Raw genomic sequence first — 13,072 nt, 5'->3', positions numbered from 1 at the left:
ACGCCGCCGGTCACGCCTCCGGCGCAGTCCAGATGCGGCTGCGCAGGTCCATGCCGCGGATCACCTGGACGCGCCAGGGTTCGAGGCGCAGGACGTGGAGCTTGGGGTCGGCGGGGGACCGCCAGAAGCCGCCCAGGTCGTACCCCGCGCCGCGCGGGCTGCCGGCCCGGTAGAGGTCCCAGACCCGCCGCTTCACCTCCAGGTCCTCGACCCAGGAGGCCACCGCCTCGATGGCGACCGAGTTGTTGCCCGGCCGCCAGTACGAGAAGGAGGTGTTCGGGTTGCCGGCCAGGTGGGCGGCCTTGACCGGGGTCTTGTAGGTGGCCAGCCAGCCGCGCGGCCGCCCGCCGGCGTTCTCCCAGATGGGGATGAGGACGCGGGTGCGCGGGCGGTTCCGCGAGTCGATCGTGACCATGGTGGCGTACACGATGGCGCCGACGTAGGCGTTGAACTCGCTCTCGATCTCGGCGAAGGACCTGACGGCCAGGCTCATCGGACCGGCTCCTTCCGCAGGCCGGAGGCGCTGACGACGGCGGCCAGGACCGCGGCGGCGATGGGGACGGCCAGCGCGGCGCGGTACCCGCCGAGCAGGCCGGCGGGATCGGACCCGTCCGTGACGGCCACGATGACCGCGGTGCTGGCGGCGAGGCCGAGCGCGGCGCCGAACTGGAAGGAGGTGTAGAGCAGCCCCCCGGCCAGCCCCTGCTCGCTCTCCTCGACGCCCTCGGTGGCCACGATGGTGAGCGGCCCGTAGGCGAGGGCGAAGGCGACGCCCAGGATGATCATGGTGGGGAACATCGCCGGGTAGACGGTATCCGTCCCGATCGGCAGGAACAGCGCGTAGGACAGCACGGCCAGGACCAGCCCGCCCACGATGACCTTCGCGTTGCCGAAGCGGTCGACCAGCCGGGGCGTGAGGGTCGGGGCGAGGACGGCGTCAGCCCCGATCGCCAGCATGGCCAGGCTCGTCTCCAGCGAGCTCCAGCCGCGCAGTTCCTGCAGGTAGAGCACCGCGATGAACTGGAAGCCGAAGAACGCTCCGGCGAACAGCAGGCCCGCCAGGTTGGCCCGCACGAGCGGCCCCGAGCGCAGGATGCCCAGCCGGAGCAGCGGCGCGGGGGAGCGGCGCTCGATCACGACGAACAGGGCGATGAGGGCGAGCCCCGCGGCGACGATGGCGGCGGTCCAGCCGATCTCCACGTGGGCGGCCCGCTCGACGCCGAGCACCAGCAGCATGATCGCGGCGGTGATGGTGAGCGCGCCCCACACGTCCACGCGCCGGTCGGCGGGGCGCTCCGCCGGGGTCTTCGGGATCAGCGGCACCGCCAGCGCGAGGATGACCAGCGCCAGAACGGCCGGCGCGAACAGCACCAGCCGCCAGTTCACGGCGGCCAGCAGCCCGCCGAGGACCAGCCCGAGCGAGAAGCCCCCGGCCGCGGTGCCGGAGTAGACCAGCAGCGCCCGGTTGCGCTGCGGCCCCTCGGGGAAGCTCGTGGTGATGATCGACAGTCCGGCCGGGGTCATGACGGCGGCGGCGACGCCCGCCACGAAACGGGCCGCGATGAGCGTCCAGCCCTCGCCGGCCATCCCGCCCAGCGCGGACACGACGAGGAAGACCGCGAGCCAGGCCAGGAACATGCGGCGGCGCCCGAACAGGTCGGCCGCCCTGCCGCCGACCAGCATGAACCCGCCGTAGCCCAGGACGTAGGCGCTGATCACCCACTGCAGCTCACCGGTGGTCAGGCCGAGGTCGGCGCGGATCGCGGGCAGCGCCACGTTGAGCATGGCGACGTTGATGCCCTCCAGGAAGATCGCCCCGCACAGGACGAGCAGCATCCCCCAGGCCCGGGGCGTCAGGCGCGGCGACGGCGCCGGGCGTTCGACGACGGTGGTCACAAGAATCTCTCCCACGGTTCTCTTTGGTAACGCAGGAATCTTGCGTCACCATTGGGAGTCATGGAAGACGGCACTTCAAAGGCACCGGGTTACTGCACGGGAACCGAGGACGACCAGGCCAGACAGTGGGACGTCCGGGCGGACTGCGACGTCAGGCACATCCTCGACCGCGTGGCCGACAAGTGGTCGCTGCTCGTCATCGCCCTCCTCGACCGGCGGACGATGCGCTTCACCGAGCTGCGCCGCGCCGTGGACGGCGTGAGCCAGCGCATGCTCACGGTCACGCTGCGCCAACTGGAGCGGGACGGCCTGGTGAAGCGGACGGTCTACCCCGTGGTGCCGCCCCGGGTGGACTACGAGCTGACCCCGCTGGGCATCTCGCTCCACGAAGTGATCAAGACCCTGGTCATCTGGACCGAGGAGCACCAGCAGCAGATCTCCGCCGCCCGCTCCGAATACGACCGCCGAGCCGCCGAAGAGGAGCGCCTGCTCCAATCCACGACCCCCTGACCCCGCCCGGCCGGACGCTTCAACCACCGGGGTCCGGCCCGGCCGGTCCTCGTCGCGGTCTCGTCTGGCCTCTGGCTCGCGAGGGGCGTGGCTAGAGTGGGAATGACCAGCCGACGTTCGGAGGCGGCCGATGCCCGGTACGGAGACGATCGGTGAACGGCTGCGGGCCGTTCGCAAGCAGGTGGGGTTCACACAGCGAGAGCTGGCGCGGGCGTCAGGTGTCTCGCTTTCTCTGATTCGGCTGCTGGAGCAGGGGAGGCAGGAGGACACGCGGCTCGTGACGGTGCGGAAGCTGGCCGTGGCGCTCAAGGTCCCCACCACGACCCTGATCCTCGCGGACGCGCCCGAGCCGACACCGGAGACCATCGACCTCTGGGCTCCCGTACGGCGGGCGCTGCGGGAGCCGAAGCGGCAGCCGGACGAGGCGGTCACGGTGCAGAGCGTGGCGGCGGCGGTCGAGGCGGTCATGCCGTTGTTCCGGAGTGCTCGATACAGGGAACTGGCGGCGATCCTGCCGGGGTTGTTGCGGGACGCGGAGGCCTTGCCGGAGGGGGCGGAGGAGCGGCACGTGCGGTTGCGACTGCTGCAGCTCACCGGATGGCTGCTCACCCAGACGCAGCAGTTCGACGCCGCGGAGCACACGCTTCGCCGCGCTCTGGACATCGCCGGCGACCGTTTCGACGCCGCCGCTACCGTCAACACGCTTTCTTGGCTGATGCTGCGGAGCGGGCGGCTGACGGAGACCCGGCGGCTCGCCGTACGCTGGGCCGACGACATCGAGCCACGTCTCTCCCGTGCCACCCTGACGGAACTGGCCGTTTGGGGCTCTCTGCTGCTGCGCGTCAGCAACAACGCGTCCCGGGACAACCAGATGGGCGAGGCCAGGGACGCGATGCGGCTGGCCCAGGCGGCGGCCGTACGGGTGGGCAGGGAGTACGCCGCGCGGGAGGACGCCGTCCGAACCTTCGGGCCGACGACGGTGGCCCTGAAGCGCACCGAGAACGCGATGATCGAAGACTTGCCCGACAAGGTTCTCGCACTGGCGAGGGCCGTCCCGACCCAGGGGCTCCGGCCGACCACCGCCAACCTCAACCGGCACCGGCTGGACCTGGCCTTCGCCCATGCCAAGCTGCGGCATTACCCGCAGGCGCTGGAGGCGCTCCAGGCGATTCGGCGGGAGGCGCCGGAATGGCTCGTCCAGCAACGCTACGCGACCGACATCGTCCGGCACATCGTCGACAGACGGCGAACGCTGACAGATGAAATGCGGGATATCGCGGCATTTGTCGGCGTCCAGAATTAGTCGAAATACTGGGCCGCAGTCGCCCGGTGCTGATACTTCAGCCGCCCGGAGTTCGGAAGTACCAACGGCCTGATACTTCCGGCGGCACCGGCCTCAAGTGCCAATAACTGGGGCTGGCCTCCGCTTTTAGTGGGTGGTCGGATAGCGGCATGGCAGTGAATGAGGCGACGTCGAGCGCTTTCGAGGATTCAGACAGCGGCGAATTCCCTTGGGGGGAGTTCTCGGATGAGCGTGATCTCGGGTTCCTGCGCGATCTCATGGAGGAGGTCAACGCCGGGGGGCTGGTGGCGGTGATGGCGCGGGACAAGGAGCGGCGCCCGGTGTTGCGGGTGGTCGATCCGGAGGTGGCGGCGCTCGCGGAGAACGTCCGGTGCTCGGCGGGGCGGTTCTACTGGAGCTGGGGCGAGGAGATGGCGCCGGCCGGAGAGAAGGGCGAGGCCGCGCGGCTGCTGAGGAAGGTCCTGCGGGGATCGGCGGCCGGGTCGTGATCGGGATTCCCCCGCACCTTCGCCCGCTCGAAGAGCTGCGCGCGGAACTGTCCGCCCGGCACCTGATCCACGCCGAGCTGGACCCCGCTCAGCGGGCGCTCACCTATCGCCCGGCGGCGGCCTTCCCGGTGGACGTGTACCTCGACCGCACGCGATTCTGCTGGAATTTCAGCCGCCAGTCCTGCCCCGCCGACGATATTCCGCGGGCGGCCGTCCAGATCGCCGCCTACTTCAGATCCCGCGAACATATCTGACCCCCGGATTCCGCCGCCCACGGGAAAACACCCGCTCTGGAACGCCAGGTCCCCGGACCGGCTTTCCCCGGCGCCATGACGGGAAGGCATCCGGGTCGCGGTGACACACCGGCTGTCGCCGCGCCGGAAAAAGCGTTCCGGGGTACCCCTTCCCGGTCCGGGGCGCCCTTCCCCGGGCGGATACGCGAGAGCCGTACGGCCTCGGCCGGGGTGGCGGGGGCCGTACGGCTCGCGGGGACGATTAGAGGCGCTCCACGACGTAGTCGACGCAGGCCGTGAGGGCTTCCACGTCGGCGGGGTCGATGGAGGGGAACATGCCGATGCGGAGCTGGTTGCGGCCGAGCTTGCGGTAGGGCTCGGTGTCGACGATGCCGTTGGCGCGGAGCGTCTTGGCCACGGCGGAGGCGTCCACCTCGTCCTTGAAGTCGATGGTGCCGACGACGGACGAGCGCTGGGCGGGGTCGGCGACGAAGGGGGAGGTGTACTCCGTCTTCTCGGCCCAGGTGTACAGGCGGGAGGCGCTGTCGGCGGTGCGGGTCGTGGTGGCCGCGAGGCCGCCCAGGCCGTTCATCCAGTCGATCTGGTCGGCCAGGAGGAAGAGGGTGGCGACCGCCGGGGTGTTGTAGGTCTGGTTCTTGAGCGAGTTGTCCACGGCCGTGGGGAGGCTGAAGAACTCGGGGACGTAGCGGCCCGAGGCGGCGATCTCGTTGACCCGCTCCAGGGCCGCGGGGCTCATGAGGGCGATCCAGAGGCCGCCGTCGGCCGCGAAGCACTTCTGGGGGGCGAAGTAGTAGACGTCGAACTCCGACGCCTGGACCGGCAGGCCGCCGGCGCCGCTGGTGGCGTCCACCAGGACCAGGCCGTCCGCGGCCGGGCGGGCGATGGGCATGGCCACGCCGGTGGAGGTCTCGTTGTGGGTCAGGGCGTAGACGTCCACGCCCTCCTCCGGGCGCGCGGCCGGGTGGGTGCCGACCTCGGACTTGATGATCGTGGGCTCGGCCAGCCACGGGGCGCCCTTGGCCACGGCGGCGAACTTGGAGGAGAACTCGCCGAAGCTGAGGTGCTGCGACTTCTCGCGGATGAGGCCGAACGCGGCGATGTCCCAGAAGGCCGTGGTGCCGCCGTTGCCGAGCACCACCTCGTAACCCTCGGGCAGGTCGAACAGCCGCGACAGGCCCTCGCGCACGCGCCCCACGAGGGACTTGACGGGCGCCTGGCGGTGCGAGGTGCCCATGACCGCCGCGCCGGAGGAGGCGAGCGAGGCGAGCTGCTCGGGACGGACCTTGGAGGGCCCGCAGCCGAAACGGCCGTCCGCGGGCTTGATGTCTTCGGGGATAACGATGTCAGCCACCCTGCACAGCGTACTGACCTGCCGATACCGAGCGCGCCCGGGTCCGGATCCTGAGACCGAGAACTCCGGCGGCCATTCAGGCGTCTTTCAAATGACTGTTGACGATGAAGCCGCCAATCATCGCCAATAGTGCGATACATAGGGTTTCGCCCCGAGGCCCGAGGCTCGACACATCAGGACGTGACCGTGCCCCAGCCCAAGATGGACGATCTGTACGATCTGTTCGACGAGATCGTCCGCCGTCCCCCGGCCTTCACCGGCGGCCCGCTCTCCCGCCTCCTCGGCTTCCTCGGCCTGCGCGCCCGCCACCCCGGCGAGGGCGACCGCCCGCTGCCGCTGATCTGCTTCCACGTCGACGACGACGCCGCCGAGGCCCGCCGTACGGCCGGAGCCCGCCCGCCGGCCGCGCGCCCCGCGGCCGTGCGCGGGCCCATCTCCCTCGCGGGGGGAACCCGTACCGGGACGGGCGGGCCCCGCCGCCCGCGGTGGCGGGAGCGCCTGGCGGGACGCGGCGGGGAGGAGACCGCCGAGCAGGCCCGCTCCCGGGAGGCGGAGGACCCCGTCACGGTCCCCGAGGCCGGCACCGCGTCCGAGGTCGCCGTACGGCTCGCGCACTACTACAACGAGAAGGTTCCCTACACCGACATCAACGTCACCGCCCTCGGCGACCGCGACCAGCTCCGCGGCCTGCTGGTGAAGGCCTGCGGCGAGCTCGGCCGCACCGGGATCAGGCAGGTCGGCCCCGCGCCCCGGTTCCCGCTGGTGACGTTCCTGCTCTGGCTCTGCAACACCGAACCGCTCGGCGCCGGCTCCGGCGCGGCCAAGCTGGGCGAGCCGGGCGGCGACGAGGCCGCCAAGGCCCGCGAGATGCGCGAGCGGATCAGGAACCGCGGCCGCACCCAGCTCCTGCCCGGCATGAAACGGCGCGACAGCGTCATCGAGTACCTCGACCGCACGCTCGCCGCCTGGCTCGCCGGGGCGGCCGTCGTCGGGGCGACCCTGGGCAAGGTCGTCAGCGTCGTGGCGATGCTCGTCGTGCTGGTCGTGGGCGTCTCCGGCTGGCTGCTGCAGACCTGGATCCGCACCCGCGACTGGGCCGGCCGCCGCCGCTACGCCTGGTTCCTCGACCCGCGGCGCCAGCCGTACCTCGCGGGGAGCGGGTCCGGGCGGGGGCGGTTCGAGCGGTTCGCGGTGCGGGCGGTGGAGCGGCGGCACACCGAGGAGTTCGACAAGCTGCTCGTCCACGCCTTCCTGGAGGACCTGCGGCAGGCGTACCGCCGCCGGCGCCGCCGCCGCGCCCCCTGGGCCCGCACCGGTTACTGCGTGATGTGGCTGGACGCCGTGGAGCCCGGCGACGCCGGGGCGCGGTTCATGCGGCTGGTCAACACGGTCAGGGAGGAGACCGGCGAGATCGACCCGCTGGTCATCGTCAGCTCCGGCGAGCGCGACCCCGCCCCCAGGCCGGACCCGGTCCGGCCGTTCGCCGCCGGCATGCGGGACGCCAGGAAGGTCTACGAGCGCTGGCTGCGCCGGGCCACCCGGCCGTACGGCGGCGGCTACCTGTCGATCGGGCTGGCCCCGGGCAGCCACCGCCTCCTCGACGACAAGCGCGACCGCAAGCTGCCCCGCGTGCCGTTCCCGGCGCGCAGGCCGGTCCACTGGGCCGCCATCGGCACCCTCATGGCCGTGGCCATCGGATACGTCGGCCTCGACGCCTGGAACGACCTCAAGCACGCCGAGCGGGTCGAGGCGCAGCGGGCGAGGGACCGCGCGCAGTACTGCCTCAAGCCGGACATCGTGCGCGTCCGGGACCGGGGCGGGGAGGAGTGCGTCGGCGTCACGGACGGCGGGTTCGCGTTCGACCGGCTGATGGACCCGGTCCAGAAGGTCATCAAGCGGCAGAACGACGAGGTGGGGAACAAGCCGCACATCACGCTGGTGTACGCCGGGCCGATGAGCGTGCGGGACAAGGGCCGCGGCCTGCTCCCGGGGTCGCCGAGCGAGCTGGCCGGGATCGCCGCCCACCAGCGCGCCCGCAACAGCGCCCAGGAGCTCAAGCTCAAGGTGCTGGTCGCCAACGTCGGCGAGCGCTCGCGGTTCGCCGACACGGTCGCCAGGAGCATCGTGGACCGGGCCCGGCGGGACCCCTCGATCGTCGGCGTCGTGGGCCTGGGCCAGAGCGTGCTGGAGACGCAGCGCGCCATCCAGGCGCTGGCCGACGCGGGCCTGCCGATCGTGGGCACCGTGAACACCTACGACCGGACGGCCGAGACCGAGGTCGGCACCTCCCCGTTCTACTTCCGCGTCGCGCCCCCGAACTCCCGGCAGGCGGCCGCGGCGGCGTACTGGGCCAGGTCCGGGCTGCCGCGGGACGCGCGCGGCGGCGGGGCGTACAAGGCGAAGACCGCGGCCGTGCTCTACGACGCCTCGCCCAGCGACCTCTACAGCCCCAACCTGGCCCGGGACTTCCAGGCCAGCTTCGGCGAGCCGGCCGCCGAGCTGTTCCCCTATCGGGGCCAGGCCGAGCTCCAGCAGGCCGTGGACCAGGCCTGCAAGAAGCGGCCGGACCTGTACTACTACGCCGGGAGGGCGTCGGAGTTCCCCGCCTTCCTCAACGACCTGCGCTCCTCGACGTGCGGCGGCGAGGGCCGGCTCCACGTGCTCGCGGGCGACGACGTGAGCCGGTACGTCGCCAGCCACGGCAAGACGCTGGGCGGGGACGAGAGCCTGGTCCTGCACTACACGCCGCTGGCCGCCCGCCAGGCGTGGCAGGCGCCCTGGGTGGGACCCGACGTGCCCGCCCCCTCGTTCCTGCGCGAGCTGGACGCGATGCGCGACCAGATCGGGCCGGACATCGTCTCCTCCCAGAGCCACGCCATGCTCGGCCACGACGCGGCGCTGGCGTTCACCCAGGCGGCGCAGCGCGCGATGCGCCTGCAGCGCGGCAACACGCCCACGTACGGCACGGTGCTGTACGAGCTGCGCAACACCTACCTGGAGCAGGGCGCGACGTACGGCACGACCGGGCTGATCGACTTCGGCCGCGAGGCCCGCAGCCACGACCCGGTGAACAAGGCCGTCTTCCTGGTCCACGTCACCGGCGAGGAACAGCGCCTGGTGGCCGTCTGCGGCCGTCTCACGACCACCTCCGACCACCCCTGCGACATCCCCGCCGCCCCCCGCCCCGCCTCCTGAGCCGGCGGGAGCCGTACCGGGAGGGCCGTGAAAGCGCCGATCTCGCGCCCCGATCGGGAGGCGCGAGATCGGCGTGCTCGGATGGTACTGCTCAGAGCCGGTCGAGGACCTCGGACGCCCCGGGGACCTCGGTGACCGAGCGCTGCGGCGGGCCGACGTACTGGGCGCTGGGGCGGACGAGCCTGCCCGTGCGCTTCTGCTCCAGGATGTGGGCCGCCCACCCGGCCGTACGGGCGCAGGTGAACATGGACGTGAACATGTGCGCGGGGACCTCGGCGAAGTCGAGGATGACCGCGGCCCAGAACTCCACGTTGGTCGCGAGAACCCGGTCGGGCTTGCGCGCGTGCAGCTCCTCCAGCGCGGCCTTCTCCAGCGCCGCCGCGACCTCGTAGCGGGGCGCGCCCAGCTCCTTGGCCGTACGGCGGAGCACGCGGGCGCGCGGGTCCTCGGCGCGGTAGACGCGGTGGCCGAAGCCCATGAGCCGCTCGCCCTTGTCGAGCACCTGCTTGACGTAGGTCGTGGCGTCGCCGATCTTCTCGACGCCCTCGACCATGTGCAGCACGCGCGCCGGGGCGCCGCCGTGCAGCGGGCCGGACATCGCGCCGACCGCGCCGGACAGGGCGGCGGCCACGTCCGCGCCGGTCGAGGCGATGACGCGGGCGGTGAAGGTGGAGGCGTTCATGCCGTGCTCGGCGGCCGACGTCCAGTAGGCGTCGATCGCCTTGACGTGACGCGGGTCCGGCTCGCCCCGCCAGCGCACCATGAAGCGCTCGACGATGGTCTTGGCCTCGTTCACGCGGGACTCGGGCACCATCGGCACGCCGATGCCGCGGGCGGACTGCGCGACGAAGGACAGCGCCATGACCGAGGCGCGGGCCAGGTCGTCACGGGCCTGCTCGTCGCTGATGTCCAGAAGCGGCTTCAGACCCCACGCGGGAGCCAGCATCGCCAGGGCGCTCTGCACGTCGACGCGGATGTCGCCGCTGTGCACCGGGATGGGGTACGGCTCCGCCGGGGGCAGCCCGGGCTGGAACTTGTTGTCGACGAGCAGTCCCCACACGTTGCCGTAGGAGACGCGCCCGACGAGTTCCTCGATGTCGACGCCGCGGTACCGAAGGGCACCGCCTTCCTTGTCCGGTTCCGCGATCTCGGTCTCGAACGCGACGACGCCTTCGAGCCCGGGTTTGAAGTCGGACATTAGTGGGCCGCCTCCCTCTCCTTGTTCTGTCCCGGTGGTGTCAGGAACCTTGATGTCGAGATACCGGCGGGTCATATTCAACCCCCTGCCCGATGGTGGTCGTTCGGGGGGACCCCTCTAAGGAGGGGTGGGGTGCCCGCGTGTCCCCTCGTGGGGCGCGGGAGAATACCGACCCGTGGACGGCTCGAACAGCCCTGACGACCGGGGCGGACTGGACCTGGCGGCACTACGCCGAAACTACGACGCGGGAGGGCTGGACGAGTCCGGCCTGGCGGCCGACCCCGTGAAGCAATTCACGTCGTGGCTGTCCGACGTCCTGGCGGCCGGGCTGCCTGAGCCGAATGCGATGGTACTTGCCACGGCGACCCCCGAGGGACGCCCGAGCCAGCGAACGGTGCTGCTCAAGGACTACGGACCCGCCGGATTCGACTTCTTCACCAACTACGGGTCGCGCAAGGGGCGGCAGCTCGCGGCCAACCCGTGGGCGAGCCTCCTCTTCCCCTGGCACCCCCTGCACCGGCAGGTGATCGTCGAGGGCCGGGTCGAGCGGCTGTCGCGCGAGGAGAGCGAGGACTACTTCCGGTCCCGCCCGTACGGCTCCCGCCTGGGCGCGTGGGCGTCGCGCCAGTCCGAGGTGATCCCGGGCCGGGACGTCCTGGAGGAGCGGTACGCCGAACTCGCCGGGCGCTGGCCGGACGAGGTGCCGGCGCCGGACTTCTGGGGCGGCTTCCGGGTGGTGCCCGAGACCGTCGAGTTCTGGCAGGGGCGCCCCAACCGCCTGCACGACCGGCTGCGCTACCGGCGTGAGGGCGGCGCGTGGACCGTCGAGAGGCTGTCCCCGTGAGCGGTGAGCCCACGGCCCGCCGCGGCTGGCTGGCCGACGTGCGCCCGCTGCGGCACGCCGACTTCCGGCGGCTCTGGATCGGCCAGGGCGTGTCCTTCATCGGCCTGCAGCTCACCGGCGTGGCCCTGGCCCTGCAGGTCTTCGAGGTCACGCGCTCGTCCCTGTGGGTGGGCCTGCTCGGCCTGGCCAGCCTCGTCCCGCTGCTCGTCTTCGGCCTGTACGGCGGCGCCGTGGCCGACGCGGTGGACCGCCGCAGGCTGCTGCTCACCGGCTCCCTGGTGAGCTGGGGCGCGACGCTGGGCCTGCTCCTCAACACGGTGACCGGCCTCGACAACCCCGTGCTCATGCTCGTCCTGGCGGCCGTGCAGGCCACCGGGTTCGCGTTCACCTCGCCGACCCGCGGCGCGATCATCCCGCGGCTGCTCCCGGTCGAGCTGGTCCCCGCGGCGAACACGCTGAACTTCCTCGTCAGCAGCCTCGGCGCCGCCGTCGGGCCGCTGATCGGCGGCGTCGTGCTGGCCGGCGCGGGCTTCGAGGGCGCCTACGCCATCGACGCGGTCCTGTTCGCCGTGGGCCTCTACGCCGCCGTACGGCTCCCGCCGATCCCCCCGGCCGAGGGCGTCGGCAGGCCGGGCCTGCGCTCGGTGATCGAGGGCCTGCGGTACCTCGGCGGGCACCCCGTCGTGCTGATGTCGTTCGTCGTGGACATCTGCGCGATGGCGTTCGCGCTGCCCAAGGCGCTGTTCCCCGAGGTCGTCGCGGAGCGGTTCGGCGGCTCGCCCCTGGCGTACGGCTGGCTGTCGGCGGCGATCCCGATCGGGTCGGTGATCATGGGCCTGTTCTCCGGCTGGATCGGCCGGGTGAGCAGGCAGGGCCTCGCGCTGACGTTCGTGATCTGCCTGTGGGGGCTCGTCGTGGCCTGGGCGGGCGCGGTGTCCCAGCTCTGGCTGATGGTGCTGCTGCTGGCCGTGGGCGGGGCCGCCGACCTGGTGTCCTCCGTGTGGCGGCAGACGATCCTGCAGACCCACGCGCCCGACGAGATGCGCGGGCGCATGCAGGGGGTGTTCATCGTGGTCGTCGCGGGCGGGCCGCGCCTGGGCGACCTGCGGGCGGGGGCGGTGGCCACGGCGGCGGGCGTCACCGCGTCCTGGGTCGGCGGCGGGCTGCTGTGCGCGGCCGCCGTGCTCGCGGCGGGGTTCGCGGTGCCGGCCTTCCGGCGCTACCGGTCCGAGGCCGCGCACCCCGCCCGGTGACCGCCCGGCGCCCGGGCCCGCTCACTCGGGGCCCGGGCGCGCTCACTTGAGGGCCTGGGGCCGCTCGCTTGAGGGCCTGGGGCCCGCTCACTTGAGGGCCTGGGCCGCGACCCGCAGGTCGGAGAGGAACCCCTGGTACATCGCCTCCCGGTCGTCCCCGCGCAGGACGGCCGAGGGGTGGATGGTGGCCAGGATGAGACGGCCGTCCTCCCAGGGCAGGATCTGCCCGCGCCGCTCCGACACGCGGAACGACGAGCCGAGGAGCGCCTTCCCCGCCGTCGCGCCGAGTGTGATCGTCATCTCAGGCTCCACGCGTTCCAACTCCGCGTCCAGCCACGGGCGGCACGCTTTCATTTCTCCCACCGTCGGGGATTTGTGAATTCGCCGTTTGCCTTTTGTCGTGAACTTGAAGTGTTTGACGGCGTTGGTGACGTACACCTCGTCCCGATCTATCCCGGCCTCTTCGAGTGCGCGGTCCAGCATCCGGCCCGCCGGTCCGACGAACGGCGCCCCCTGGCGATCCTCCTGGTCACCGGGCTGCTCGCCGACCAGCATCACGCGCGCCGGGGCCCTGCCCTCGCCGAACACGGTCTGCGTCGCGTCGCGGAACAGGTCGCATCCCTGGCATGCTCGTGCCGCGTGCCGTAGACCTTCGAGATCCGCGCCGGCGGGCACGAACTCCGCCGCCGACCGGGCTTCGCCGCTTCTCGCCATCGCCGTCCGCCTCCCTGTAGCTGCCGGGACCCGCCGGTCACAGTGGTGCCGAGGATGGTTTCGCCT

Annotated in this window: 12 protein-coding genes; 7 read left to right on the top strand and 5 right to left on the bottom strand. The window is 72.1% G+C overall.

All coding sequences use genetic code 11. The annotated features are described in order from the left end of the window. Nucleotides 1-10: 10 nt before the first annotated feature. Nucleotides 11-493: a pyridoxamine 5'-phosphate oxidase family protein gene (locus D5H75_RS21015; RefSeq protein ID WP_119928220.1), complete on the bottom strand. Its 483-nt coding sequence runs from the start codon at nt 491-493 to the stop codon at nt 11-13. Further along, a complete protein-coding gene (locus tag D5H75_RS21010; protein WP_242454402.1) occupies nt 490-1,911 on the bottom strand; it encodes an MFS transporter in 1,422 nt (473 codons plus the stop codon). Before D5H75_RS21010 ends, D5H75_RS21015 begins: the two co-directional genes overlap by 4 nt. Nucleotides 1,912-1,956: 45 nt before the next feature. Here D5H75_RS21010 and D5H75_RS21005 point away from each other — a divergent pair, with 45 nt between their 5' ends. The 4 genes from D5H75_RS21005 to D5H75_RS20990 all read left to right on the top strand — a co-directional run bounded on the left by D5H75_RS21005 (nt 1,957) and on the right by D5H75_RS20990 (nt 4,451). Further along, entirely contained in the window at nt 1,957-2,406 is a 450-nt protein-coding gene (locus tag D5H75_RS21005) for a winged helix-turn-helix transcriptional regulator (protein WP_119928219.1), read from the top strand. A 130-nt stretch (nt 2,407-2,536) separates the two neighbouring features. Next, on the top strand, nt 2,537-3,709 hold the full coding sequence (locus D5H75_RS21000) for a helix-turn-helix domain-containing protein (protein WP_119928218.1): 1,173 nt from the start codon (nt 2,537-2,539) through the stop codon (nt 3,707-3,709). 155 nt (nt 3,710-3,864) lie between these two features. Beyond that, nucleotides 3,865-4,197: a hypothetical protein gene (locus D5H75_RS20995; protein WP_147425233.1), complete on the top strand. Its 333-nt coding sequence runs from the start codon at nt 3,865-3,867 to the stop codon at nt 4,195-4,197. Further along, complete coding sequence (locus D5H75_RS20990; protein WP_119928216.1) at nt 4,194-4,451, top strand: hypothetical protein; 258 nt, start codon at nt 4,194-4,196, stop codon at nt 4,449-4,451. Before D5H75_RS20995 ends, D5H75_RS20990 begins: the two co-directional genes overlap by 4 nt. A 241-nt stretch (nt 4,452-4,692) precedes the next feature. Here the strand turns inward: D5H75_RS20990 and serC are convergent, their stop codons facing one another. Next, nucleotides 4,693-5,802: a phosphoserine transaminase gene (gene serC, locus D5H75_RS20985; protein WP_119928215.1), complete on the bottom strand. Its 1,110-nt coding sequence runs from the start codon at nt 5,800-5,802 to the stop codon at nt 4,693-4,695. 180 nt (nt 5,803-5,982) lie between these two features. Here serC and D5H75_RS20980 point away from each other — a divergent pair, with 180 nt between their 5' ends. Then, on the top strand, nt 5,983-8,997 hold the full coding sequence (locus D5H75_RS20980) for a type 1 periplasmic-binding domain-containing protein (protein WP_147425232.1): 3,015 nt from the start codon (nt 5,983-5,985) through the stop codon (nt 8,995-8,997). A 91-nt stretch (nt 8,998-9,088) separates the two neighbouring features. On the opposite strand, the gene D5H75_RS20975 is transcribed toward D5H75_RS20980, so the two are convergent. Beyond that, entirely contained in the window at nt 9,089-10,195 is a 1,107-nt protein-coding gene (locus D5H75_RS20975) for a citrate synthase 2 (protein ID WP_119928213.1), read from the bottom strand. 175 nt (nt 10,196-10,370) lie between these two features. Here D5H75_RS20975 and pdxH point away from each other — a divergent pair, with 175 nt between their 5' ends. Beyond that, entirely contained in the window at nt 10,371-11,039 is a 669-nt protein-coding gene (gene pdxH, locus D5H75_RS20970; protein ID WP_422674044.1) for a pyridoxamine 5'-phosphate oxidase, read from the top strand. Next, nucleotides 11,036-12,292 carry an MFS transporter gene (locus D5H75_RS20965; protein ID WP_119928212.1) on the top strand — a complete coding sequence of 419 codons (1,257 nt, stop codon included), beginning with the start codon at nt 11,036-11,038 and terminating at the stop codon, nt 12,290-12,292. Before pdxH ends, D5H75_RS20965 begins: the two co-directional genes overlap by 4 nt. An 87-nt stretch (nt 12,293-12,379) precedes the next feature. Here D5H75_RS20965 and D5H75_RS20960 read toward each other — a convergent pair whose 3' ends face one another. After that, nucleotides 12,380-13,006 carry a UdgX family uracil-DNA binding protein gene (locus D5H75_RS20960; protein WP_119928211.1) on the bottom strand — a complete coding sequence of 209 codons (627 nt, stop codon included), beginning with the start codon at nt 13,004-13,006 and terminating at the stop codon, nt 12,380-12,382. Between the last annotated feature and the right edge of the window lie 66 nt (nt 13,007-13,072).

It is taken from the genome of Bailinhaonella thermotolerans, from assembly GCF_003594875.1.
Taxonomy (GTDB): domain Bacteria; phylum Actinomycetota; class Actinomycetes; order Streptosporangiales; family Streptosporangiaceae; genus Bailinhaonella; species Bailinhaonella thermotolerans.
The sequence above is the reverse complement of the archived record's forward strand: the minus strand, read 5'-3'. Positions and strand labels throughout refer to the sequence as shown.

What these genes read in the sequence shown, in the direction of transcription:
- D5H75_RS21015 (WP_119928220.1), bottom strand. Translation starts at nt 493, where the DNA reads ATGAGCCTGGCCGTCAGGTCCTTCGCCGAGATCGAGAGCGAGTTCAAC.
- D5H75_RS21005 (WP_119928219.1), top strand. Translation starts at nt 1,957, where the DNA reads ATGGAAGACGGCACTTCAAAGGCACCGGGTTACTGCACGGGAACCGAG.
- D5H75_RS21000 (WP_119928218.1), top strand. Translation starts at nt 2,537, where the DNA reads ATGCCCGGTACGGAGACGATCGGTGAACGGCTGCGGGCCGTTCGCAAG.
- D5H75_RS20975 (WP_119928213.1), bottom strand. Translation starts at nt 10,195, where the DNA reads ATGTCCGACTTCAAACCCGGGCTCGAAGGCGTCGTCGCGTTCGAGACC.
- D5H75_RS20960 (WP_119928211.1), bottom strand. Translation starts at nt 13,006, where the DNA reads ATGGCGAGAAGCGGCGAAGCCCGGTCGGCGGCGGAGTTCGTGCCCGCC.